We start from the raw sequence: 22,898 nt of genomic DNA on the forward strand, positions 1-22,898 counted from the left end.
GTCCGCCCTCTCGGCAGTCTAGGCGGGCGATCGATCAACGTCTCGGGGCCGGTACCCGGTTCCTGGACGGGTGTTCGGTCCGGTGCCGGGTCCGGTGTGGGGTCCGGTGTGGGGCCCGGTGTTCGGCCCGGTTCTGAGGCCGGCCCGGGCGCGGGCGGCGTGCCGGTGGACGGCGGAGGGTGTGAGCCATGCGGGATTCGGGGACGCGACGGGCCGGGCCCCGCCGCCCGTCCGGCAGGGGCGGCAGAGGCCGCCCAGGAGGGCCTGCGGGCGGGCCGGGACGCGGCAGTCGGTGCACTCGGCGACGCGGGTCGGCGGGGGCGCTGCTGCTGTGGCGGCGACCGGCTGTTCCGGCGGCAGCTTCTCGATCAGCCGCCGACGGGTGAACGGCGCCGGGCTGTGGACCTCCGGAGGCAGCCCGGCGGTGAGTGCGGTGGTGAGCACGTCCGGTGTGGCGCCGCGGGCCAGCCAGGCGGCGGCGAGCGGTTCGAGGGCGGCGCAGTCGGCGGCCGAGAGGGAGAGGCGCCGGTCGGCGCGCCCGAGGTCCGCGAGCGTGCGGTAGGCCGGGGAGGGCGAGGCGGTGCTGCCCGGGTCCTCCGCCGGGGGAGGCGGGCGGTCGTCGGCCGCTTCGCCCTCCGGCGGGTTGCCCTCGCCGCCGGGCTCCCCGGTGGCGATGAAGTGGTTCCACCAGGCGTCGCCGCGCGGCGTCCGGGAGAAGTAGGTGCGGAAGACCCACTGGGTGCGGTCGGCGCCGACCCGCTCGCGGACCCGGCGGAGGTGGCCGGCCGCGGAGAGGTTGTTGAGCGCGGTCCGGACGGCCTGCTGCTTGTAGAGCGGGTTGAAGGCGGCGAGCGACTTCACGTCCATCGCGGCGCCCTCGGGGAACCGGTCGATCATATTCGCGAGATACGCCTCGCGGACGGGCAGATGTGCGAAGTCGCGTGCGTCGCGCGGGTGTTGGTCCGGCGCGGAACGCTTTCCGTAGCCCGGAGCGGCGAGTTCGGGCCCGCCGGGGAGTGTGGGGACGCTAAAGTCATGTGTAGCCACCGGAGCGACTCCTGTGTGTCGTACCTGGTCAGACCCCCGTTCGGTGTTCCAGCACCGGCGGGGGTTGATTCGTCTATGCGCACGCTACATGGCCGTGGCGCACCGTGGCGACTGGTGACGAATAGTCATATGGGCTGGTTGCAGGCCCACTTGGGGAGGGTGGGTGGGTGTGTTCACCCACCCATTCCGATGAAAGTCACTCGGCTCCCGGCACCTGAGCTTCGGCCGCCGAGAAGGCGACGAAGTCGGCCCAGGCGGAGGGCGAGAAGGAGAGCTGCGGACCGTCCGCATCCTTGGAGTCCCGGACGCGGACGGTGGCGGGGGAGGCGGCGACTTCGATGCAGTTGCCGCCCTGGTCGTTGCTGTAGGTGGACTTGATCCACCTGAGCCCGGTGCTCATAGTTCCTCCGCAAGTCTTCTGATGAACTCTTCGGACTCCTCGGTGCTGAGGGCCTGCATGCGGATCATGCCATGGCGCTGTGCGAGCGTGCTCACCTTGTCAGGGTCGGCATAGAGGGCGCCGGTGTCCTGGGCTTCGACGTAGGCGACCTGGTGGTGATCCGGGCTCTCCAGCAGCACCATGGGGCCGCTCAGCCCTGCGTATGCGGCGCGATCGATGGGGAGCACCTGGACTGACACGTTCCTCAACTGCATGGCCTCAAGAATGTGGCCGAGCTGGCGCTTCATGAGCCCGACGCTGCCCACGACTGCACGGAAAGCAGCCTCGTAGATCACGAAGTTGAACAGCACGGTTGGAGAGAGCCGCAACTTCTCCTGACGCTGGAGTCGGCCTGAAACCCGTGCGTCGACAGTCTCGTCATCCAGGGGCGGGTAGCTGTGGCTGATCAACTCGCGCGCGTACTCCTCCGTTTGCAGAAGCCCAGGAATCAGAAGGGCTTCGTAGGAGTTGAGTGCGATTGCTTCGGCCTCGTGTTGGGCGAAGCTGAGCGAGTAGGACGGAAACTTCTCCGGAGCCAGGTAGTCCTGCGCCCCCAGCAGCATCCCCCGTGCGTTGCACAGCTCGTCCGCTGTCTCCAGCAGCTTCAGCGACGGCTTCCGGCGCCCCGACTCCATCGACCGCACGCTCTCGATGTCGTAGTTGGCCGCCCGGCTCAACTCCTCGCGCGTCACGCCCGCTTGAGTGCGCCACCGCTTGATCTGGTCGCCGCAGTACTTCCAAGCCATCGGCGGCTGTGCGGGCGCGCTCATCGCCGGACCCCCATCTCTTGCGGTCGACCAGCGGGTCAATCACCCGCTGTACCACTGGCGTGACTCCCGAGGCTATGCCCGCCGGTCGTTTCCTGGAACGAGAAATGGCCGAACTCCGCTCCTGTGGGTGACGCCGATCCCCTCCCCACACCAAGGACAACGATGGTCGTCGAGTGGACCTTTCCCCGCCACCCCCGCAGCGTCGGCCGTGCCCGCGCCCGGCTGCTCCGGCAGGCCTTCGAGTGGAGCGTTCCCGACGAGGCGACCGAGGTCGCCCTGCTCCTCCTGAGCGAACTCGCCACCAACGCCTGCCGTCACGCCGACGCCCCGCGTGACCGTCTGATCCTGGTCGGCTGCTCCGTCCTCGACGGCTCCACCCTCCGTATCGAGGTGTCCGACGCCGACCCCCGGCTTCCCGTCCCGCGCCGGGCCGGTCCCGAGGACGAGACCGGCCGGGGCCTCGAACTCGTCGCCGCCCTCGCGACCGCCTGGGGCGCCCACCCCCGGGGTCCGGGCCACATCGGCAAGACCGTCTGGTTCGAGGTGAAGCAGTAGTGCTCGACCGGACGGGGCAGGCCGGGGCGTACGGCCGGGGAAGAGCGGAGTCCGGGGCCCGGGGCTCGGGGCGGGCAGGCGAACCGGTCGGGGGCTTCCTTGACTTCAAGTCGGCTTCAACTCCTACGGTCTCCCCATGGCCGCCGGACCGACCGGCGGCGCCCCTGCCAGGAGGACCGCCGTGACCACGCCCACCGCCGACGCCGTGACACCCGCCCGCTATCGCCACGCCGTCGTCCCGCACATCATGGTGGACGACGCCGCCGCCGCGATCGACTTCTACCGGCGGGCGTTCGGCGCCCGCGAGGAGTTCCGGATCGACGCCCCGGACGGCGGCGTCCTGCACGCGGAGATCACCATCGGGCCGTCGGTCCTGATGCTGGGCGATTCGAGTCCGGACGCCGCCGAGGCCGCCGCGTTCGCCGCACCGGCCGCGCTCGGCGGCACCAGCGTCACCCTGCACGTCTTCGTCCCCGACGTCGACGCACTGGCGGAGCGCGCGGAGTCCGCCGGCGCCGTGATCGTCCAGCCGCCGACGGACATGTTCCACGGCGACCGCACCGTCATCCTCAGGGACCCGTCGGGCCACCTGTGGGTGTTCCTGACCCACCTGGAGGACGTGTCGGACGACGAGCTCCGGCGCCGCATGGCCGCCTCCGCCTGAACTCCGCCCAGGGCCGCGCGCCGGTGCCTGATGTGTGGTCAGCCCTGCTCCGCGGCCGACGGTTCCGCCGGGGCCCCGCCCCTTCGGGAAAGATCAACATCTGCAGAATGTCCGTATGCGGATAACGAACACGCCGAGGCCGGCCACGATCGACGACGCTGCACAGATCGGCCGCTCCCTGGCCCTGGCCTTCGACGACGACCCGATGATGCGCTGGTTCTTCCCCGACGACGCCACCCGCGGGGCCTCCCTGGCCGACTACTTCAGCACGATCTTCACCCGGCAGTACCTCCACAACGCGGTGTGCGAGCGCACCGCGGCCGCGGCGGCCTTCTGGGTGCCGGCGGCGGCGCAGGACAAGGCCGTTCCCGACGCGGAGACCATCCGGCACCTCCAGGACCTCCTCGGCGACCGCGCCGGGCTGTTCGGGGAGGCCGTCGAGGTGGCCGCCGCACACGCACCCCGCGAGCCGCACTGGTCCCTCGCGCTGATCGGCGCCGACCCCGCCGCGCAGGGCCAGGGCCAGGGGTCCGCCCTGCTCCGCTCGGGACTGGCCAAGGCGGACGCGGCCGGCCTGCCCGCCTACCTGGAGTCCTCCAAGGCGGCCAACCTCCCCGTCTACGAGCACTTCGGCTTCACCGTGCGGGAGGAGCTGGAACTCCCCGGCGGCGGACCGACGCTGTGGAGCATGTGGCGCGAGCCGCGCCGGTCCTAGGAACGGCGCCCGCCCGCCGGGCCGAACCGCCCGGCGGGACGAACGCCCGGTGGGCGGCGACCGCGCCGCGGCTTCCGCGGCTGCCACGGTCACCGCGTCGCACGGCCGGACAGCCGGGACACCCGGTCCCCGCGGTCACCCGTCGCCGAGGGACGACCTCGGCAGCACCCCCGCGGCCCGGCCGTCCACCAGCACCAGTACGCCCGGATGCCCCGCGCCCAGCGCCCCGCGGGCCTCCTCCGCCGACTGCCCGACACCCACCGTCGGCAGCGCCGGTCCGAGCAGCGCGCCCAGCGGGTCGTCCGGCTCGGCGGTGCCGTCGGCGAGTGCCGCCGCCAGCACCTCCCGCGACACCGAGCCGACCACCTCCATCGCGCTCACCCCGTACGGACGGGCCGTCCGCGGCTGGACGGCCGGCGCGATCCCGCCCGGGGCGCCGCGCAGGGCCCGCGCCGCCTCGCCCACCGTCGTGTAGGCGTCGACCGCGACCAGCGGCCCGGCGCCGTCCAGCAGCGGGCGCAGGCCGCCCGCCCCCTCCGACTCCTCCAGGAAGCCCCACTGCCGCATCCACGCGTCGCTGTGCACCTTGGACAGGTACGAGCGGCCCGAGTCCGGCAGCAGCACCACGACCAGGTCGTCCGGGCCCAGCCGGCGCGCCACCCGCAGGGCCGCCGCCACCGCCGTGCCGGAGGACGGCCCGGCCAGGATGCCCTCCTCGCGGGCGAGCCGGCGTGCCGTCAGCAGCGACTCGCGGTCCGGGACGCGTTCGAAGGCGTCCGGGGCGTCCGTCCGGTAGGCCTCCGGCTGGCGGTCCTCGACCGTGGCGGGGTGCAGGAAGTGGCCGATGCTCTCGACGAAGTACGGACTGCCGTCGCCGCCGCCGTAGGTCGAGGACTCGGGGTCGGCGCCGATGACGGTCACCGTGCCGCCGGAGACCTCCTTCAGGTACTCCGCCGTGCCGGTGATGGTGCCGCCGGTGCCGACCCCCGCGACGAAGTGGGTCACCCGGCCGGCGGTCTGCTCCCAGATCTCGGGCCCGGTGGTCCGGAGATGGGCGTCGGGATTGGCCGGGTTGTCGTACTGGTTGGCGAACCAGGCACCGGGGATCTCCTCGGCGAGCCGCCGGATGACGTTGAACAGGTGCGCCGGATCCTCCAGCGGCAGGACGGTCGGCGCGAGCACCACCTCCGCGCCGTACGCCCGCAGGATGTCCGACTTCTCCGGTGACGCCTTGTCGCCCACCCCCACGATCACCCGGTACCCGCGCTGAGCCCCGATGATGGCCAGGCCGATGCCGGTGTTGCCGGAGGTCGCCTCGACGATCGTCCCGCCGGGCTTCAGCAGCCCGTCCCGCTCGGCGGCCAGCACCATGGACAGCGCCGCGCGGTCCTTGACGCTGCCGCCGATGCCGAGGAACTCGGCCTTGGCGTAGACCGGCGCGGCGAGGCCGGCGCCGAGCCTGGAGAGGCGGAACAGCGGCGTCCCGCCGATCGCGTCGAGTACGGATTCGTGCACTGCGGTCATCGCGGGCTCCTCGGCTCGATGTCCTGAGATCGTCGTCGGTCCGACGTCCGACGTCCGACGTCCGACCGAGCCTGCCCAGCCCCGTGCGCCGCTAGGCCGTTTTCCGGAGACCGTTCGATCGCCAGGGGGGCGGGGGGAACGGGCCCGCAGGTGCGGGCCCGGGCCTCAGTCGGCGGGCGGGGTGGACCGGGCGTAGCGGTCGGCGAGCCGGCGCAGGTGGACGACCAGCTCCGCGGGCTCGGTGACGTCGAAGTCGAGGTCGAGCATGCCCAGGTAGACCGCCAGGGTCTGCACCGTGTCGGCGCCGGTGACCAGGACGCAGGTGCCGGCGTCGACGGCCTCCACCGTGCCGACCGCGGGGTTGATCCGCTCGATCACCGCCGCCGCCGGGGCGTGGACGGTCACCCGCGCGTGGTACCGCCAGGCCGCGCTCGACACCCGTCGGGAGACGTACGCCGCGATGTCGCCGCCGGGCGGTTCGCGCGGGGTGAAGCGCGGTCCGGTCGGGGTGAGGGGCTGGATCCGGTCGACCCTGAAGGTCCGCCAGTCCTCGCGCTCGACGTCCCACGCGACCAGGTACCAGCGCTGTCCCCAGTTCACCGCCCGGTACGGCTCCACGGTGCGGCGGGTGGGCGCGCCGGAGTGGTCCAGGTAGTCGAAGCGCAGGCGCTCCTGGTCGCGGCAGGCGGACACCAGGGCGGTCAGCACGTCCGCGGCCACGGTCGGTGCCGGTCGGTCGGCCGGCACGGCCACGGTGTACGCCTGGATGGCCCGCACCCGCCGGCGCAGCCGCGAGGGCAGCACCTGCTCCAGCTTGGCCAGCGCCTGCAGCGAGGTCTCCTCGGCGCCGGGGACGGCGCCCTGCGCGGCGGTGCGCAGCGCGACCGTCACCGCGACGGCCTCCTCGTCGTCGAGCAGGAGCGGGGGCATGGCCGCCCCGGCGCCCAGCCGGTAGCCGCCGGTGGTGCCGCGCGTGGCGTCCACGGGGTAGCCGAGCTCGCGCAGCCGCTCGATGTCGTTGCGGACGGTGCGGCCGCTCACGCCGAGGCGTTCGGCCAGTTCGGATCCGGGCCAGGCGCGCCGGGTCTGCAGCAGTGAGAGGAGGCGCAGCAGCCGTGCGGAGGTATCGAGCATGGGGACCAGCCTGATCTGCGATTAGGAACGAATCGTGCCTATATCGAGAATACTGTTGTCCCCATGGAGAACAGCAGCCACACCGACGCCCGGATCCAGCCCTTCCGCATCGACGTCCCGCAGAGCGAGCTCGACGACCTGCGCGAGCGGCTGGCCCGCACCCGCTGGGGCACCGAGATCCCCGGCGCCGGCTGGAGCCGGGGTGTGCCCACCGCCTACCTCAAGGACCTGGCCGCGTACTGGGCCGACGGGTTCGACTGGCGCAAGGCGGAGGCGGAGCTCAACGGGTTCCCGCAGTTCACCACCGGGATCGACGGCCAGAACATCCACTTCCTGCACGTCCGCTCGCAGAACCCGGCGGCCGTGCCGCTGCTCCTGATGCACGACTGGCCCTGCTCGTTCGTGCAGTTCGTCGAGGTCGTCCGGCCGCTGGCGGAGGACTTCCACGTCGTCGTGACCTCCACGCCCGGCACCGGCTTCTCCGGTCCGCTCGGCGAGGCGGGCTGGAACACCGGCCGCATCGCGGGCGCGTTCGTCGAGCTGATGGGCCGGCTCGGATACGACTCCTACGGGGTCCAGGGGACGGGCGGCGGGGCCTGGATCGCCGCCGAGATGGGGCGTCAGGTGCCCGACCGGGTCGTCGGCGTCCACGTCAACGGCCTGGTCACCTTCCCCTCCGGGGACCCCGCCGAATTCGAGGGGCTGACTGAGGCCGAGCAGGAGCGGCTGGCCCGGCTGGAGAACTTCCAGCAGGACAAGATGGGCTTCGTCGCCATCCAGTCGACCCGCCCGCAGACCCTCGCCTTCGGCCTGCACGACTCGCCGGTCGGCCAGCTCGCCTGGATCGCCGAGAAGTTCAAGGAGTGGACGGACCCGGCCGCCGAGCTCCCCGAGGACGCCGTGGGCCGTGACCGGCTGCTGACCAACGTCAGCGTCTACTGGTTCACCGGCACCGCGGGCTCCTCCGCGAACCTCTACTACGAGTCGGGCCACGACCCGAGCGCCTGGGCCCCGAAGCCCCGCGGGACCGTCCCGACCGGCGTGGCCGTCGCCCTGAGCACCGACATCGCCATCCGCCGCTTCGCCGAGCGGGACCACAACGTCACCCACTGGACCGAGCTGGAGCGCGGCGGCAACTTCCTCTCGCTGGAGCAGCCGGAGGCCTTCGTCGCCGACGTCCGCGCCTTCTTCGGCACGCTCGGCGGCTGACGGCCGGGAGGGGTGTCCGCGGCAGGCTGCGGGGGCGGGCACCCCGGGAGCGCCGCGCCGGGTTCCCCCCCCGGATTCCTCCGGAGCCCCTCCGGATCCGCGCCGGATCCGCACCGCCGCCGTCCGGATCCGCTCCGGACGGCGGCGGCTCCGTGCGGGGAGGGCCGGGTTCAGTCCTCGACGGGCGTGCGGGTCCAGCCGCGGGTGTCGTCGGCCCAGAAGTAGCCCGGGGCGCCGCGCAGGCCGGCCGTCCGGAAGGGCTTGCCGTGGTCGTTGACGGTGAGGGTGCCCTGGCGGTCGCCGCTGCTCCACACCACCTCCAGGTACCAGCTGACGTCCTGGCCCGCCGTCGAGGCGTCGACGTTCAGCACCTGCGGATCGGTGGACGAGACCCGGTAGGGGAAGTCGGAGGTCCTGCCCTTGGCGTTCCCCTCCATCGCCGGGACGGGCACGGGGCGGGGAGCGGCCGCGTCCAGGTCGACCGCGAAGGCCGCCGGGGTGAGGGCGCCGCCGCAGCCCGAGCCCATCGTGTAGGCGTTCCACTTGGGCGCCGGGCGGGTGCTGACCACCTGCACGTAGAGGGCGTGCAGGACGACGGGCTTGTCCTCGGAGCCCTGCGCGGTCAGTTGCAGCCGCAGGTGCCCACCGGGGACGGCGCGCCGGTCGGCCGCCCAGGCGTCCATCCGGCGGCCTCCCGGGGGTGCGGGCGTCGTGCCGGGCGGCTGGGCGGACAGGAACCACTGGCCGCAGGGGCTGCCCCAGTTGTCGGTCAGGACGTTCACGTGGAACGGCGCTTCGTCGTCGGCGGCCGTGGGGGTCGGCGTCGGCGTGGGGGTGGGAGCGTCGGCCGTGGTGGGGGCGGGGACGGGGGCCGTCGCCGGGTCGGCCGGCGGGACGGGGCGGCCCGCCGTGTCGGGAGCCGTGGCGGCGGGGAGGGGCGCGGTGGCGGCGGCCGACGGTCCGGGGCCGGCCGCCGGGGTTCCGTGGCGTCCGGTCAGCACGACGACCGGGATCAGCGCGGCGGCCACGGCCACGGCGGCGGCGCTGAGCAGGATCCGGGTGGTGCGCCGCCTGCGCCGGGGCCCCTGCGCCGGGAGCCCCTCCGGCTCCGCCCCGTTCGCGGCGGGCGGCAGTCCGTCCGCCGGGGGCCGCGGTGCGGCGGCGGTCACGGCCGGGGGCGCGGTGTCGGCGCCGGGCGCGGCTCCGGCCCCGGGTGCGCTGGTGGCGCCGGGCGCGGCCTCGGCGACGGAAGCGGCTTCGGTGACGGCCGCCGTGACAGCCGGGACAGCCGTGACAGCTGCGGCGGCCGAGCGGGTGGCCGGTGCGGCCGGGGCGGCCGACTCCCGGCGGCGGGCCGCGTCCGCGAGGATCCAGCGGCGGTGCAGCTCGACCAGCTCGTCGGCGCTCGCCCCGCAGACCCGGGCCAGCCGCTCCACCGGCGCGTACTCGTTGGGGACGGCCGCGCCGTTGCAGTAGCGGTGCAGGGTCGAGGTGCTGACGTGCAGCCGGGCGGCGAGCGCCCCGTAGCTGCGCCCCGAACGGTCCTTCAGCTCGCGCAGCAGCTCGGCGAACTTCTCCGTCTCGACGCTCATCCAGGTGCCCCCCTCGTCCCGCAGCGGCGTTCCAGGCTCCGCCGAATCCGCAGCTCACGGTACCTGTAGGCGTTCCAGCGTCCCGAATCGGCGGGGAGGCCTGGCGGCCGGGACGGGACCCGGGCGAGTCTGCGGTCCGGCGGCAGAACGCACCCCGGCCGGGGAGCCGCCCGACCGGCCGGGGCCCGTCCAGTGGAAAAGAGGACCCACCCGTGACGATCCAGCGGACTCTGATTCCCGGCGCGCTCCTCGTGCTCGGTGCCGTCGCCCTCACCGGGTGCTCCGGCAGCCCGGCGGCCGGCGGACCGACCGCGGCGGCGCCCCCGCCCGCAGCCGCGGTCGCGCCCGCCGTGGTGGCCACGACCTCGGGCGGAGCCGTCGGCGGGCCGGCCGCAGCCCCGTCCACGGCTGCCCCGGGGCCCGCCGCCGCTCCCGCCCCGGCCGTCCCCGCCACCCCGGCGCGCGGCGTCCCGTCCGCGCCGGCGGCCGACCCCGCGCTCCCCGCTGGACCGGCCGCGGTCGGTACCGGAGGGGCGGGTGCGGCAGGTGGTGCGCCCCGCCCGGGCCCCTCTGCGCCGGGCGGGTCCGCGGCCGCCGACCCGCGCCCCGCATCCCCGTCGGCCCGGCCTCCGGGCCCGGCAACCGTGCCCGATCGGGCGCCGTCCTGCACGCCCGGGCAGCTCGCCGTCACGGCGAAGCCCGTGTCCCGCCCGGCCGGGCGCCTGCTGCTGACGGCTCGCAACACCGGGACCGCCCCGTGCGATCTGGGGCTGGTCGGAGTCGTCACCTTCGCGGGCGGGGTCGAGGCGACCGTCCCCGGGGGGATCGGCGGCGGCCCGAATGTCCTGATGCCGGGACAGGCCAACCACGAGGCGGTCACGCTGGTTCGCGGTGGCGCCCCGGGCAGCGGCGCCACCGCGTCGGCGCTCACCGTCGCGCTCGACGGCGGCGCCACGGTGACCGTCCGCACCACGTCCTTCGTCCACGCCCCCTCGTCCGGCCTGTGGCGGTCGACCGAGGCCGACGCCCTCCGGCAGTGACCGGCCGGGCGGAGCCGGCAGACCCGGTGGAGCCCGCAGAGCCCGCAGAACCCGCAGAACCCACAGAGCCCGCAGAGCCCGGTGGACCCCGCAGAACAAGAAGAACCCCGCAGAACCCCGCAGAACCCCGAGGAAAGAGGAGCACCCAGCATGCGCATCCCGAACCGACGTCCGAACCGCACCGCCGCCCCGCACCCCACCGTCTCCACCGCCCCCACCGCCCGCACCGCCCGCACCGCGCGGGGCCCGCTCGCCGTCCTGCTGGCCGCCGCCGGGCTGGTGGCCGTGGCCGCCGCCCCCGCCGCCGCCGTCCACGGCGGGTCGGACACGACGACCAGGGCCAACCCCTTCGTCATCGCCCTGGAGACGGCGGACGGCCAGCAGTGGTGCACCGGCGCCCTGATCGCCCCCACCAAGGTCCTCACGGCCGGCCACTGCGTCACCGAGGCCGACGACCCGACCACCCTGCGGGTGATCGCGGGCCGGACCGACCTCACCGGCACCGGCGGCCAGGAACGGCGGGTGAAGAGCTTCAAGGTCGACCCCCGCTTCACCTCCGCCCTGGCCCACGACTCGGCGGTGCTCACCCTCGACCGGCCGCTCCCGCAGCGGACGGTCCGGGTGGCGGGGAAGGGCGACGAGAAGCTCTACCGGTACGGCCGCACGGCCACCGTGTACGGCTACGGGCGGACCGGGGACGGCAACCCGGGCACCCACCTGAAGAAGGCGGTGCTCACGCTCGCGGCACCGGCCGACTGCTTCCCGTACGCCGAATCCGACACCTCGCCGCTGCTGAAGGTCTGCGGCATGCCCGGGCCCGGGACGACCGACAGCATCTGCAAGGGCGACTCCGGCGGGCCGCTGGTCGTGGACGGCGTGGTGATCGGTGTCGTCTCGACCGGCAACAAGTACTGCGACACCCAGATCCCGGTCTCGGTGTTCACCCGGGCCACCGACGTGCCCCGGTCGATCCTGAAGTAGGCGTACGGCCTCCGGCACGCGGCCGGGCGGAGCGGGCTCAGGCCCCCGCCCGGCCTTCGCCGTCCCCGAGGACGGCGGCCAGCAGGCCGGGGAACTCGGCCTCGACCGGACCGCGCCGGAGCGACATGATCCGGGCCTTGCCGTCCGCGCGGGTGTCGGTGAGACCGGCCTCGCGCAGGATGCGCCAGTGGTTGGAGAGCGTGGAGCGCGGTACGTCGAGGCCCTCCGGACTGCACGCGCACTCGCCGTCGGCCGCCATCCGCCGGACCAGTTCCAGCCGGACGGGGTCGCCGAGGGCGTGCAGGACCACGGGCATCTCCACCGGGCCCTCCCTTCCGTCCGTTCTCCTACTCCTCGTAGTATGCGGCTCGGTTCAACGTTTCGGGAAAATCGAAATGATCTCGGAGGATCCCGCATGCCCGTCGTCCGCACCTACACCCGCGTCTACGTCGACGACCTCGACACCGCCCTGCCCACCTTCGTCGAACTCACCGGTGAGCAGCCGTCGTTGCGCTTCCCCTACCGCGACCTCGAACTCGCCGCGATCGGTGGCCACCTGCTCGTCGCCGGCACCCCCGAGGCCCTCGCCCCCTACCGGGCCACCCACGCCACCCTGATCGTCACCTCCCTCGACGAGGTCCTCGCGCTCGTCGACGCCCTCGGCGGCGAGGTCCTCGACGGCCCCAACACCGTCCCCACCGGCCGCAACCTCACCGCCCGCCACCCCGGCGGCGCCGTCCTCGAATACGTCGAGTTCCACGCCGAGGCCCGCGCGACGATGCAGTGAGCCGAGGTCGCTCGAAGGGGCGCCGAGCGGGCGGTCAGATGGCCAGGCGGGCGGCGATGCCGTCGAGGACGCAGTCGAGGCCGGTCTCGAACTGCCAGTCGGGGTCGTCCTTGCGGGTGGCCTCGGTGAGGTAGCGGCCGTACGCGGGGTAGCGGCCGGTGGACATCAGCCAGGTCATCCGGGGGGCGAGGGCGGCGCGGGTCGCGTCGCCGTCGGGCCAGCCCTGTTCGCGCTGCCAGGTCTGCAGGCCGACCTCGGTGGCGACCGAGCCGCGCACGTAGTCGGTCACGGTACGGAAGACCGCCATCGTGGTGTCGGCGTCCAGGCCGTGCCCCGCGAGGGCGGCGAAGGCGTGCTCGGGGACGGCGAGCTGGTTCGGGGTGAGGGCGAGGGTGCCGGCCCGGACGGTCCACGGGTGGGCGAGGTTCATCGCGCGCAGGGCGAGGGCGAGGGCGCGCATGGTGGCGCGCCAGTCGGTTCCGGTGCGGTCGAGCGGGAGCTCGGCGTGGACGGAGTCGACCATCAGTTCCAGGAGTTCGTCCTTGCCGGAGACGTACCGGTAGGCGGCCATCGGGGCGACGCCGAGCGCGGTGGCGAGGCGGCGCATGGTGACGGCCTCAAGGCCCTCGGCGTCGGCGAGCGCGACCGCGGCCTCGGCGATCCGCTGCGGGGTGAGCGCGGTGCGCGGGGCGGGTGCCGGGCGGTCGAGGCGCTCCCAGAGGGAGGCGGGGGGCTGCTCCGCGGCGGTGCCCTCGTGCGGGGTCATGGGCGGCTCCTTCCGGTGGTGGCCGACGCCTGGGGACCGGCACTCGATGTGTACAACGTATCAGGAGTGGACGGCGTACGCGGCTGTGTGTACGTTGTATCCGCAAGAGATACGTTGTACACATCGAGGGGGATCTCCATGTCCGCGAACACGTCCGCCGCCACCACCGCCACCGCGCCCGCCACCGCCGCGTCCACCGCCACCGAGCCGCTGCGCGTCGCCGTCATCGTCGGCTCCACCCGGGGCGGCCGCTTCGCGCCGGTCGTCACCCGCTGGCTGCGCGAGCACCTCGACGCCCGGGGGGACCTGGAGGTCGACGTGGTCGACCTGGTCGAGACCCCGCTGCCCACCGAGCTGCCGTCCTTCGGCGACCCGGCCGCACCCGGCACGGAGGAACTGCTCGCCGCCGTCTCGCCCCGCCTGGCGGCCGCCGACGCCTTCGTGATCGTCACGCCCGAGTACAACCACAGCTACCCGGCGCCGCTGAAGAACGCCCTCGACTGGCACAACCACGAGTTCCACGCCAAGCCGGTCGCCTTCGTCTCGTACGGCGGGATCTCCGGCGGCCTGCGCGCGGTCGAGGCGCTGCGGATCGTCCTGGCCGAGCTGAACGCCGTGACCATCCGCAACACGGTCAGCTTCCACGGCGCCTGGGAGCGGTTCGACTCCGACGGCAAGGCGGTCGACCCGGCCGCCGACGCCGCCGCCAAGACCCTGCTGGACCAGCTGACCTGGTGGGCCCAGGCGCTGCGCGACGCCAAGCGCGTCCGCCCGTTTACCGGCTGAGCGCGGGGGAGGGGGAAGGAAGCGGAACGATGAAGCGGTTCCCCTGGCTCGGGGTGATCGGGCTGATGCTCGGGATCTTCCTCGGAGCTCTCGACGGTCAGATCGTCTCGACGGCGCTGCCCACCATCGTGGGCGAACTCGGCGGGTTGGACCACCTCTCCTGGGCGGTGACCGCCTACCTGCTCACCTCGGCCGCCGCCACCCCGCTCTGGGGCAAGCTCGGCGACCTGTACGGGCGGAAGGGCGCGTACCAGTGGTCGGTGGTGCTGTTCCTGGCGGGATCGGTGCTCGCCGGGCTCTCCCGGTCGATGGAGCAGCTGATCGCCTTCCGGGCCCTTCAGGGGGTGGGCGCCGCCGGGCTGATGGTCGGCGCGCTCGCCGTCGTCGGGGTGCTGGTGCCGGCCGGGGACCGGGGCCGGGTGCAGTCGGTGATCGGTGTACTGATGCCCGTCGCGATCGTCGGCGGGCCGCTGCTGGGCGGGGTCCTCACCGACCACCTCAGCTGGCGCTGGGCCTTCTACGTCAACCTGCCGGTGGGGCTGTTCGCCCTGACGGCGGTCGCGGTCGGTGTCCGGCTGCCGGCCGTCCGGCGGACCGAGGTGCGGATCGACTGGGCCGGCGCCGGACTGCTCACCACGGGGGTCCTGGCCCTCACCCTGATCGGCAGCTGGGGCGGCACGGCGTACGGCTGGGCCTCGCCGCAGGTGCTCGGCGCGGCAGGGGCGGCGGCGCTGGCGACCGCCCTGTTCGTCCGGGTCGAGCGGCGGGCCGTCGAACCGCTGATCCCGCCCGCGCTGTTCCGCCACCGCGCGGTCACCGAGGCGCTGGTGCTCGGCTTCCTGCTCGGCGCGCTGATGCTCGCCCTGATCGGCTACCTGCCCCAGTACCTGCAGTTCGTCCAGGGCGCCTCGCCCACCGCGGGCGGGCTGCTCCTGCTGCCGCTGATGCTCGGCATGCTCGGCAGCCAGCTCGCCACCGCCCGGCTGACGGCCCGGGGCGGCGGGCGCCGCTACCCGCTGCTCGGCAGTGCCGTGGCACTGCTCGGCACGCTGCTGCTGCTCACCCTCGGCGCGGACACCGCGCGGCCGCTCGCCTCGGCGCTGACCGTCGTCGCCGGGGCCGGGATCGGGCTGGTCCTGCAGAGCACCCTGCTGGCCACCATGGCGGCCGTGCCGCCGCGCGACATGGGGGCCGCGATGGGGTCGGTGATGCTGTTCCGGACGATCGGCGGCTCGCTGGGCATGGCCGCCCTCGGCGCGGTCTACACGGCCGGGCTGTCGTCCTCCCTCACCGGAGCGCTCGGCCCGGACGCGGCCGGGGGACTGACGGACGGCGGGCTGACCCCGGCCGCCGTGGAGCACCTCCCCGGGAGGACCGCGGACGCCGTCCGCGCCGCCGTCACCACGGGCCTGCACGGCACCCTCCTCGGTGCCGCCGCGGTGGCCGCCGCCGCGGTCGCCGTCGCCGCCCTGGCCCGCCGCTCCCCGGACCCTGACCGGGACCCGGCCCCGGACCCGGCGTCGGCCGAGCTCCCGTCCACCGACCCGGCCCCGGAGTCCGCGGGCACCGGCTGACCGCCCGGCCGATGCCGCCCGCGCGCACGGCGAGGCCCGGTGTCCCGGACGAGGGTTCGTCCGGGACACCGGGCCTCGGGACTTCACCGGCCGGTGCCGGCCGTCAGCACTCGATGACGTTGACGGCGAGGCCGCCGCGCGAGGTCTCCTTGTACTTGATCTTCATGTCGGCGCCGGTCTCCTTCATGGTCTTGATCGCCTTGTCGAGGGAGACGTGGTGGCGCCCGTCGCCGCGCAGCGCCATCCGGGCGGCGGTGACGGCCTTGACCGACGCCATGCCGTTGCGCTCGATGCAGGGGATCTGGACCAGGCCGCCGACCGGGTCGCAGGTGAGCCCGAGGTTGTGCTCGATGCCGATCTCGGCGGCGTTCTCGACCTGCTCGGGGGAGCCGCCGAGGACCTCGGCGAGGCCGCCCGCGGCCATCGAGCAGGCGGAGCCGACCTCGCCCTGGCAGCCGACCTCGGCGCCGGAGATGGAGGCGTTCTCCTTGAAGAGCATGCCGATGGCTCCGGCGGCGAGCAGGAAGCGGACGATGCCGTCGTCGTCGGCGCCCGGGATGAAGTTCAGGTAGTAGTGCAGCACGGCGGGGATGATGCCGGCCGCACCGTTGGTGGGGGCGGTGACGACGCGGCGGCCGGAGGCGTTCTCCTCGTTGACCGCCATCGCGTAGAGCGTCACCCACTCCATCGCGTTGGCCGGGCCGATGCCCTCGGCGCGCAGCGCGCGGGCGCCGGACGCCGCGCGCCGGCGGACCTTGAGGCCGCCGGGGAGTATCCCCTCGCGGGACATGCCGGCCCGGACGCACTCCTGCATGACGCGCCAGATGTCCAGCAGCCCGGCCCGGATCTCCTCCTCGCTCCGCCAGGCCTTCTCGTTCTCCAGCATCAGGCCGGAGATGGACAGGCCGGTCTCCCGGCTGAGCCGGAGCAGTTCGTCGCCGGTGCGGAAGGGGTACTTCAGCGCGGTGTCGTCGGGCTTGACCCGCTCCGCGCCGATCGCGTCCTCGTCGACGACGAAGCCGCCGCCGACCGAGTAGTAGGTCTTCTCCAGCACGGTGGAGCCGTCGGCGCGGAAGGCCCAGACGGTCATGCCGTTGGCGTGGTACGGCAGCGAGCGGCGGCGGTGCAGCACCAGCTGGCTGTCGGGGTCGAAGTCGATGGGGTGGGTGCCGAGCAGGTTGAGCCGCTTCTCGGCGGTGATCCGCTCGACGTCGAGGTCCGCCTGGTCGACGTCGACCGTGCGGGGCGAGTTGTTCTCCAGGCCGAGCAGGACGGCCTTCGGGGTGCCGTGGCCGTGGCCGGTGGCACCCAGGGACCCGTACAGCTCGGCGCGGACGGCCGTCACCTCGGTCAGCAGGCCCTCCGACTTCAGACGGCGGGCGAACATCCGGGCGGCGCGCATCGGACCGACGGTGTGGGAGCTGGACGGGCCGATGCCGATGGAGAAGAGGTCGAAGACGCTGATGGCCACGGAGGGACGTCCTTGTCTGTCTCGTGGGAGGAGCGGGCGGGTGCTGACACGGGACGGGGCACCGCGCGCACTCTCCAGTGTGCGCGGTGCCCCGGAATCCCAGGTGGCCCGGCGGGGTGAGGCCGGTCACCTCTGCCCGAACTACAGGTTCGGGTAGAGCGGGTACTTGTCGGCCAGGGCGGTGACCCGGGCCTTGAGGGAGGCGGCGACGGTCTCGTCGAAGGCCGGCTTCAGGGCCTCGGCGATGATGTCGGCGACCTCGCGGAAGTCCTCGGCCTGGAAGCCGCGGGTGGCGAGTGCCGGGGTGCCGATCCGCAGGCCGGAGGTGACCATCGGCGGGCGCGGGTCGTTCGGGATGGCGTTGCGGTTGACCGTGATGCCGACCTCGTGCAGGCGGTCCTCGGCCTGCTGGCCGTCGAGCTGGCTGTTGCGCAGGTCGACCAGGACGAGGTGGACGTCGGTGCCGCCGGAGAGCACGGAGGCACCGGCCTCGGCGACGTCGGCCTGGAGCAGGCGCTCGGCGAGGATCCGGGCGCCGTCGAGGGTGCGCTGCTGGCGCTCCTTGAACTCCTCCGAGGCGGCGACCTTGAAGGCGACGGCCTTGCCGGCGATGACGTGCTCCAGCGGGCCGCCCTGCTGGCCGGGGAAGACCGCGGAGTTGATCTTCTTGGCCCACTCGGCCTTGGAGAGGATGACGCCGCCGCGCGGGCCGCCCAGGGTCTTGTGGGTGGTGGTGGTGACCACGTCGGCGTACGGCACCGGGTTGGGGTGCAGGCCGGCGGCGACCAGGCCGGCGAAGTGCGCCATGTCGACCATCAGCAGCGCGCCGACCTCGTCGGCGATCCGGCGGAACGCGGCGAAGTCGAGCTGGCGCGGGTAGGCGGACCAGCCGGCGATGATCAGCTTCGGCTGGTGCTCCTTGGCGAGGCGCTCGACCTCGTCCATGTCGACCTGGCCGGTCTTGTCGTCGACGTGGTACGCGGCCACGTTGTAGAGCTTGCCGGAGAAGTTGATCTTCATGCCGTGGGTCAGGTGACCGCCGTGGGCCAGCGACAGGCCCAGGATGGTGTCGCCCGGCTGGATCAGCGCGAACATCGCGGCGGCGTTGGCCTGCGCGCCGGAGTGCGGCTGGACGTTGGCGTGCTCGGCGCCGAACAGCTCCTTGATCCGGTCGATCGCGATCTGCTCGACCACGTCGACGTGCTCGCAGCCGCCGTAGTAGCGGCGGCCGGGGTAGCCCTCGGCGTACTTGTTGGTCAGGACCGAGCCCTGGGCCTCCATGACCGCCACCGGGGCGAAGTTCTCGGAGGCGATCATCTCCAGGGTGGTCTGCTGGCGGTGCAGCTCGGCGTCGACCGCGGCGGCGATCTCCGGGTCGAGGGCGTGCAGGGACTGGTTCAGAACCGTCATGGTGGGGTCTTCCCGGGAGGAGAGAAGGAGGAGTCGCGCACGGTGCGCCCCCGCGGGGGCGGCAGCGGGCGACGGGAGGGCGGAGCCGGTGGGCGAGGGGCGGCCGCCGCGCTGCGGCCGCCCCGGACGGCTCAGGCCGAGGGGTTGGTGAGCGCGGTGTACTCGTCCGCGCTCAGCAGCTCGTCGGTGGACTCGACGCGGACCTTGAACAGCCAGCCGCCGTCGAAGGGCTCGCCGTTGACCAGCGCGTTGTCGTCCAGGACGGCCTGGTTGACCTCGGTGATCTCGCCGGTCACGGGCGAGTAGAGGTCGCTCACCGACTTGGTGGACTCCAGCTCGCCGCAGGTCTCACCGGCGGTCACGGCGTCGCCGACCTCGGGCAGCTGCACGTAGACGATGTCACCGAGGGCGTCGGCGGCGTGCTTGGTGATGCCGACCGTGGAGACACCGTCCTCGGCGACGGTCAGCCACTCGTGCTCCTTGGTGTACTGCAGGTGCTGGGGGTTGCTCATGACGTCATTCTCCAGGATGGGAAGCGGGTACGGCGAAGCGGCCCGGTGGGCGGGCACGCCTCGGGAGGGGGAGGGTCAGCGGGCGCGCTTGTAGAACGGCAGCGCCACGACCTGGACCGGCTCGTGCTTGCCGCGCACGTCCACCGCGACGGTGGTGCCGGGGGTCGCGTGCGCCGCGTCCACGTAGGCGATCGCGATCGGCTTGCCCAGGGTGGGGGAGGGGGCGCCGGAGGTGATCCGGCCGATCGGCCCGCCGTCGGCGGAGACCACGCTGTACTCGGCGCGCGGGACGCGCTTGCCCTCGGAGACGAGGCCGACCAGCACCCGCGGCGGGTTGGCCTCGGCCTCGGCGGCGGCCCTCTCCAGCGCCTTGCGGCCGACGAACGCACCCTCGTTGGTGGTCTTGTCGAAGCGGACGACCCGGCCCAGGCCGGCGTCGAACGGGGTCAGCTCGGTGGACAGCTCGTGGCCGTACAGCGGCATGCCCGCCTCCAGGCGCAGCGTGTCGCGGCAGGACAGGCCGCACGGGACCAGGCCGCGGCCGGAGCCGGCCGCGGTCAGCGCCTGCCAGATCTGCTCGGCGTCGCCCGGGTTGCAGAAGATCTCGAAGCCGTCCTCGCCGGTGTAGCCGGTGCGGGCGAGCAGCACGTCGCGGCCGGCCACCTGGGCCGGGAGGATCGCGTAGTACTTCAGGCCGGGCAGGTCGGCGTCGGTGGTGTCGGCCAGGATCGCGGTGGCCTCGGGGCCCTGCACGGCGATCAGCGCGTAGGTGTCGCGGTCGTCGGTGACGACGGCGTCGAAGCCCTTGGCGCGGGCGATCAGCTCGTCCAGGACCAGCTGGGCGTTGGAGGCGTTGGCGACGACCAGGAAGGCGTCCTCGCGCAGGCGGTAGACGATCAGGTCGTCCAGGATGCCGCCGTCCTCGGCACAGATCATGGTGTAGCGGGCGCGCAGCACGCCGAGCGCGGAGACGAAGCCGACCAGCGCGTGGTCCAGCATCTCGCCGGCCTGCGGGCCGGTGACGGTGATCTCGCCCATGTGCGAGAGGTCGAAGAGACCGGCCTTCGTGCGGACGGCGAGGTGCTCCTCGCGCTCGCTGCCGTAACGCAGCGGCATGTCCCAGCCGGCGAAGTCGGTCATGGTCGCGCCGAGGGCGCGGTGCAGCGTGTCGAGCGCGGTCAGGCGGAGGGACGACATGGCCAGGAACTCCTCGGTCGGGGCACTCAGGGGTGCACGCGCCGGAACCGGCCCTGCTCGGGACCGACCCTGCGCGCGGGCATGCGGCGGCTGGGCCTCCCCATCTGTCGTCGAACCTGAGAGCTTCACCGCGCACTGTCCTGCAAGGGACAGCATGGCGGCTTGCACCGTGGGTGGGCGGACGGCAGGGCCGTGCGCCGCTTTCCAGATGTGCCTAACCCGTGCGGTAGGGGTGCCTGAGAGATTCCGGGGAGGACTTGCTCCTTCGGCGCCGGCTGTGCCGCCTGAACGGGGCACTCCGGACTCTCCCGCGCGGGTTCGAGCGGCCGGTATGGAGTTAGGGGCCCCGGCGGCGAAGACACCGGAGTCGCGGACATCATGGCACGTCCGTCCGGATGAGGGGAGGGGGGGAGGGTGCGGACCGGGGCGGCGGGGCGCCTCGGAGCAGGGCCGGGGCGGTGCCCGCTAGGCTGCGGGCGTCGGCGAGCAGAGGGCGGTACAGCGGCGCATGGGGAACCCGGTGGAGCAGCAGCAGGGGTGGGACGGCCGGGAACAGGTGCCGTCGGGCGGGGGCGGGTGGCCGGCCAACGAACTGGAGCAGGTGCTCACCGCCGCGCTCGGCGACCCGGGGGCGACCCCCCGGGTGATCGAGGTGCTGGCGCGCAGCCAGGTGTGGATCCCGCTGCCGGCCGGCGGCGACCCGCAGGGCGAGTCGCTGGACCTGCCGACGACCGAGCTGGCCGGCGAGCCGTACGTGCCGGTGTTCTCCTCGCAGGAGGTCTTCCTCCAGCAGGCGCAGGGGATGGCCTTCGCGGTCGCGCCGGTCTGGGAGTTCGCCCGCGGGCTGCCGCTGGGGATCGGGATCGCGGTCAACCCCGGGGCCGCGGTCGGGATCCCGGTGCCGCCGGAGGGCGTGGCCGAGCTGCGCCGCGGGCCGCGCGAGGACCGCTGGGAGGTCCAGGACGGGCCGTCCGGCGGCCGGGTGGCCCTGCGCGAGCCGGTGCCGGGCGAGGACCCGGAGCTGTTCCTGGCCGTCTGCCGGAACGAACTGTCCGCCCTGCCCGGGGTGTTGACCGCACGGCGGGCACTGGCCAGTGTGGAGGGCGAACCCACCGTGATGTTCGTGGGCGTGCAGCTCGATCCGCTGGCCCCGGCCGATCCGGGGGCGGTGAACGAGGCGCTGGGGCGCGCACTGGGAACCGCGCCGCTGCCCGGCGGCGTCCACCTCGTACTGCTCGACCTCGCGGACGACCCGGTGGTCGACTGGTTGCTGAACCGGGTCGCCCCCTTCTACACGAGGGGTTGATCCGGCCCCGGGCCGCCGTCCGGCGGGCGAGCGGGACGGACCCTGGCACGTCGGCGTGGCGGTGGTCGGTGGCGCCCCATAGGGTGCGTGCTGACGGCCGCCGGGCCGCCGGAGGCAGACGAGGAACGAAGAGGCGCAGCGAGGTGGGCGCATGAGTGCGGGAGCGGTAGCTGGCGGTGCACCGGGGCCCTGGGGCCAGGCACCCACCGGGCGCCCGGATCCGGGCGCGCTGGAGCGTGCCCTGCGCGAGGTGGCGCCGGAGCGCTACGAGGCGTACGAGACACTGCTGCACGCGCTGGCCGAGGGGCAGGTCTGGATGCTGCTCTGGCACGGGACGCCGGGCAGCGCGGACGCCCAGTACGGGAACATGGAGATCAGCGGCCACGGCTACGCGCCGGCCGTCACCTCGCCCGAGCAGCTGGCGGCGTCCGGCTGGGCGCGGGCGCACGAGGTGATCTCCGGCCGGGAGATCGCGGCCTCGCTGTACCGGACCCGCTGGGGGCTCTGGCTGAACCCGCACGCGCCGGGCGGCGGCGTCGGGGTGCCGTGGGCGGACCTGCGGCGGGTCGCGGCGGGGCTGGACCGGCTGCCGGCCGGTCCGTTGAAGCTGAGCGAGCCGCAGGTGCCGGCGCAGCAGTTCTTCGCGCTGCTGGAGCGGCAGGCGGTCGAGGTGCGGGCGGTGCGGGCGCTGCGGCGGGCGTGGGTGCGTCCGACGGTCGGCGAGCCGTACCTGGCGATCGGCCTGGACCTCTACGAGAGCTCGCCGCCCACGGTGGAGGCGGTGCGCGCGCTGATGCAGCGGGCGATCGCGGTGGCGCCGGAGGGCCTGGCCGTCTCGACGGTGGCGATGGCGGACGAGTTCGACCCGGTGGCGCTCTGGATGCGGGCCAACGCGCGCCCGTTCTACGACCGGGAGGCGGCCGGGCAGGCGCGTCCGCAGGCGCCGTACCCGCCGGTGCCTCCGCCGCCGTACGCCTCGCAGCAGGGGCCCGGGTACGGGTACGGCACGCACCCGCCCGCGCAGGGCTGGCCGGGGCAGCAGCCGCCGCCCCAGGGGCCGTGGCCCGGTTACCCCGGACGCTGATCGACCAAACAACACATTAACTACCCTTTACCGAGACCGGTTTGACGAAAAGTCAGACCGGTCTCGACGTTTTCCGGACGAACTTCCCGAAGTGGGTGGAAGTCATCTTGACATGGCTGCTACAGCTGTGTGAAGAGGGATATGCCGGAGATTCGGGAGGTGCATGGGTGCAGATCACAGTTGGGCATCTGTCGGTTGTGAGGACTGGCGTAAGCCAGTTCGGATGGCAGAGAGTTCTGCAACAGCCGCCGCGCGTGGTTGGCGCCTCACAAAGGCGAACGCGCTGACGGACCGCATGATCCACGTGATGCCCATGCCGCGTGGCAGCAGTACTG

Annotated in this window: 23 protein-coding genes and 1 riboswitch; of the genes, 11 read left to right on the plus strand and 12 right to left on the minus strand. The window is 73.8% G+C overall.

What is annotated here, in order from left to right; translation table 11 throughout:
• Window positions 1–18: 18 nt before the first annotated feature.
• From OG550_RS24125 to OG550_RS24135, 3 genes are all read right to left on the minus strand, one after another.
• Complete coding sequence (locus OG550_RS24125) at window positions 19–897, minus strand: MarR family transcriptional regulator (RefSeq protein WP_327680833.1); 879 nt, start codon at window positions 895–897, stop codon at window positions 19–21.
• Window positions 898–1,243: 346 nt separating this feature from the next.
• Window positions 1,244–1,447, minus strand: coding sequence for a DUF397 domain-containing protein (locus OG550_RS24130; RefSeq protein WP_327680835.1), 204 nt, complete (start codon window positions 1,445–1,447; stop codon window positions 1,244–1,246).
• Window positions 1,444–2,256, minus strand: a complete 813-nt coding sequence (locus tag OG550_RS24135) for a helix-turn-helix domain-containing protein (protein ID WP_327680837.1) — start codon at window positions 2,254–2,256, stop codon at window positions 1,444–1,446. The genes OG550_RS24130 and OG550_RS24135 overlap by 4 nt, the downstream gene beginning before the upstream one ends.
• Before the next feature lie 162 nt (window positions 2,257–2,418).
• Between OG550_RS24135 and OG550_RS24140 the strand changes: the two genes are divergently transcribed.
• The 3 genes from OG550_RS24140 (at window position 2,419) to OG550_RS24150 (ending at window position 4,190) form a co-directional block, all read left to right on the plus strand.
• On the plus strand, window positions 2,419–2,811 hold the full coding sequence (locus tag OG550_RS24140) for an ATP-binding protein (RefSeq protein WP_327680839.1): 393 nt from the start codon (window positions 2,419–2,421) through the stop codon (window positions 2,809–2,811).
• Between the two features lie 247 nt (window positions 2,812–3,058).
• A complete protein-coding gene (locus OG550_RS24145) occupies window positions 3,059–3,475 on the plus strand; it encodes a VOC family protein (protein WP_442906172.1) in 417 nt (138 codons plus the stop codon).
• A gap of 115 nt (window positions 3,476–3,590) precedes the next feature.
• Entirely contained in the window at window positions 3,591–4,190 is a 600-nt protein-coding gene (locus OG550_RS24150) for a GNAT family N-acetyltransferase (protein WP_327680842.1), read from the plus strand.
• A gap of 135 nt (window positions 4,191–4,325) precedes the next feature.
• Here the strand turns inward: OG550_RS24150 and OG550_RS24155 are convergent, their stop codons facing one another.
• Both OG550_RS24155 and OG550_RS24160 read right to left on the minus strand, forming a co-directional pair.
• Entirely contained in the window at window positions 4,326–5,714 is a 1,389-nt protein-coding gene (locus OG550_RS24155) for a pyridoxal-phosphate dependent enzyme (RefSeq protein WP_327680844.1), read from the minus strand.
• Window positions 5,715–5,879: 165 nt separating this feature from the next.
• Entirely contained in the window at window positions 5,880–6,848 is a 969-nt protein-coding gene (locus OG550_RS24160; RefSeq protein WP_327680846.1) for a helix-turn-helix transcriptional regulator, read from the minus strand.
• Between the two features lie 63 nt (window positions 6,849–6,911).
• Here OG550_RS24160 and OG550_RS24165 point away from each other — a divergent pair, with 63 nt between their 5' ends.
• Window positions 6,912–8,057 (plus strand): epoxide hydrolase family protein, encoded by a 1,146-nt coding sequence (locus OG550_RS24165; protein ID WP_327680848.1) that lies wholly within the window; start codon window positions 6,912–6,914, stop codon window positions 8,055–8,057.
• A gap of 170 nt (window positions 8,058–8,227) precedes the next feature.
• On the opposite strand, the gene OG550_RS24170 is transcribed toward OG550_RS24165, so the two are convergent.
• The gene (locus tag OG550_RS24170) at window positions 8,228–9,649 is read right to left on the minus strand and encodes a helix-turn-helix domain-containing protein (protein ID WP_327680850.1); all 1,422 of its coding nucleotides are present in this window, start codon (window positions 9,647–9,649) and stop codon (window positions 8,228–8,230) included.
• Window positions 9,650–10,350: 701 nt separating this feature from the next.
• Between OG550_RS24170 and OG550_RS24175 the strand changes: the two genes are divergently transcribed.
• Both OG550_RS24175 and OG550_RS24180 read left to right on the plus strand, forming a co-directional pair.
• Complete coding sequence (locus tag OG550_RS24175; RefSeq protein ID WP_327680852.1) at window positions 10,351–10,689, plus strand: hypothetical protein; 339 nt, start codon at window positions 10,351–10,353, stop codon at window positions 10,687–10,689.
• 150 nt (window positions 10,690–10,839) lie between these two features.
• Window positions 10,840–11,670 carry a S1 family peptidase gene (locus OG550_RS24180; protein WP_327680854.1) on the plus strand — a complete coding sequence of 277 codons (831 nt, stop codon included), beginning with the start codon at window positions 10,840–10,842 and terminating at the stop codon, window positions 11,668–11,670.
• A 37-nt stretch (window positions 11,671–11,707) separates the two neighbouring features.
• On the opposite strand, the gene OG550_RS24185 is transcribed toward OG550_RS24180, so the two are convergent.
• On the minus strand, window positions 11,708–11,986 hold the full coding sequence (locus OG550_RS24185; protein WP_327684100.1) for an ArsR/SmtB family transcription factor: 279 nt from the start codon (window positions 11,984–11,986) through the stop codon (window positions 11,708–11,710).
• Window positions 11,987–12,085: 99 nt separating this feature from the next.
• On the opposite strand from OG550_RS24185, the gene OG550_RS24190 reads away from it, so the two are divergent.
• Window positions 12,086–12,457 carry a VOC family protein gene (locus tag OG550_RS24190; RefSeq protein WP_327680856.1) on the plus strand — a complete coding sequence of 124 codons (372 nt, stop codon included), beginning with the start codon at window positions 12,086–12,088 and terminating at the stop codon, window positions 12,455–12,457.
• Window positions 12,458–12,491: 34 nt separating this feature from the next.
• Here the strand turns inward: OG550_RS24190 and OG550_RS24195 are convergent, their stop codons facing one another.
• Entirely contained in the window at window positions 12,492–13,223 is a 732-nt protein-coding gene (locus OG550_RS24195) for a TetR/AcrR family transcriptional regulator (protein ID WP_327680858.1), read from the minus strand.
• A gap of 138 nt (window positions 13,224–13,361) precedes the next feature.
• Here OG550_RS24195 and OG550_RS24200 point away from each other — a divergent pair, with 138 nt between their 5' ends.
• Both OG550_RS24200 and OG550_RS24205 read left to right on the plus strand, forming a co-directional pair.
• Window positions 13,362–14,009, plus strand: coding sequence for an NADPH-dependent FMN reductase (locus OG550_RS24200; RefSeq protein ID WP_327680860.1), 648 nt, complete (start codon window positions 13,362–13,364; stop codon window positions 14,007–14,009).
• 29 nt (window positions 14,010–14,038) lie between these two features.
• A complete protein-coding gene (locus tag OG550_RS24205; protein WP_327680862.1) occupies window positions 14,039–15,583 on the plus strand; it encodes an MDR family MFS transporter in 1,545 nt (514 codons plus the stop codon).
• A 103-nt stretch (window positions 15,584–15,686) separates the two neighbouring features.
• Here the strand turns inward: OG550_RS24205 and OG550_RS24210 are convergent, their stop codons facing one another.
• The 4 genes from OG550_RS24210 to gcvT form a co-directional block, all read right to left on the minus strand.
• On the minus strand, window positions 15,687–17,054 hold the full coding sequence (locus OG550_RS24210) for an L-serine ammonia-lyase (protein WP_327680864.1): 1,368 nt from the start codon (window positions 17,052–17,054) through the stop codon (window positions 15,687–15,689).
• A gap of 141 nt (window positions 17,055–17,195) precedes the next feature.
• Window positions 17,196–18,464: a serine hydroxymethyltransferase gene (glyA, locus tag OG550_RS24215; protein ID WP_327680865.1), complete on the minus strand. Its 1,269-nt coding sequence runs from the start codon at window positions 18,462–18,464 to the stop codon at window positions 17,196–17,198.
• Window positions 18,465–18,595: 131 nt separating this feature from the next.
• The gene (gcvH, locus tag OG550_RS24220; protein ID WP_327680867.1) at window positions 18,596–18,976 is read right to left on the minus strand and encodes a glycine cleavage system protein GcvH; all 381 of its coding nucleotides are present in this window, start codon (window positions 18,974–18,976) and stop codon (window positions 18,596–18,598) included.
• A 75-nt stretch (window positions 18,977–19,051) separates the two neighbouring features.
• A complete protein-coding gene (gene gcvT, locus OG550_RS24225; protein WP_327680868.1) occupies window positions 19,052–20,173 on the minus strand; it encodes a glycine cleavage system aminomethyltransferase GcvT in 1,122 nt (373 codons plus the stop codon).
• 214 nt (window positions 20,174–20,387) lie between these two features.
• Window positions 20,388–20,494, minus strand: a riboswitch (glycine riboswitch).
• 187 nt (window positions 20,495–20,681) lie between these two features.
• Between gcvT and OG550_RS24230 the strand changes: the two genes are divergently transcribed.
• Together OG550_RS24230 and OG550_RS24235 are read left to right on the plus strand one after the other, a co-directional pair.
• Window positions 20,682–21,479 carry an enhanced serine sensitivity protein SseB gene (locus tag OG550_RS24230; protein WP_327680870.1) on the plus strand — a complete coding sequence of 266 codons (798 nt, stop codon included), beginning with the start codon at window positions 20,682–20,684 and terminating at the stop codon, window positions 21,477–21,479.
• Window positions 21,480–21,630: 151 nt separating this feature from the next.
• The gene (locus OG550_RS24235; RefSeq protein WP_327680872.1) at window positions 21,631–22,563 is read left to right on the plus strand and encodes an enhanced serine sensitivity protein SseB C-terminal domain-containing protein; all 933 of its coding nucleotides are present in this window, start codon (window positions 21,631–21,633) and stop codon (window positions 22,561–22,563) included.
• The last annotated feature ends 335 nt before the right edge of the window (window positions 22,564–22,898 follow it).

Source organism: Kitasatospora sp. NBC_00458, assembly GCF_036013975.1.
GTDB lineage: Bacteria > Actinomycetota > Actinomycetes > Streptomycetales > Streptomycetaceae > Kitasatospora.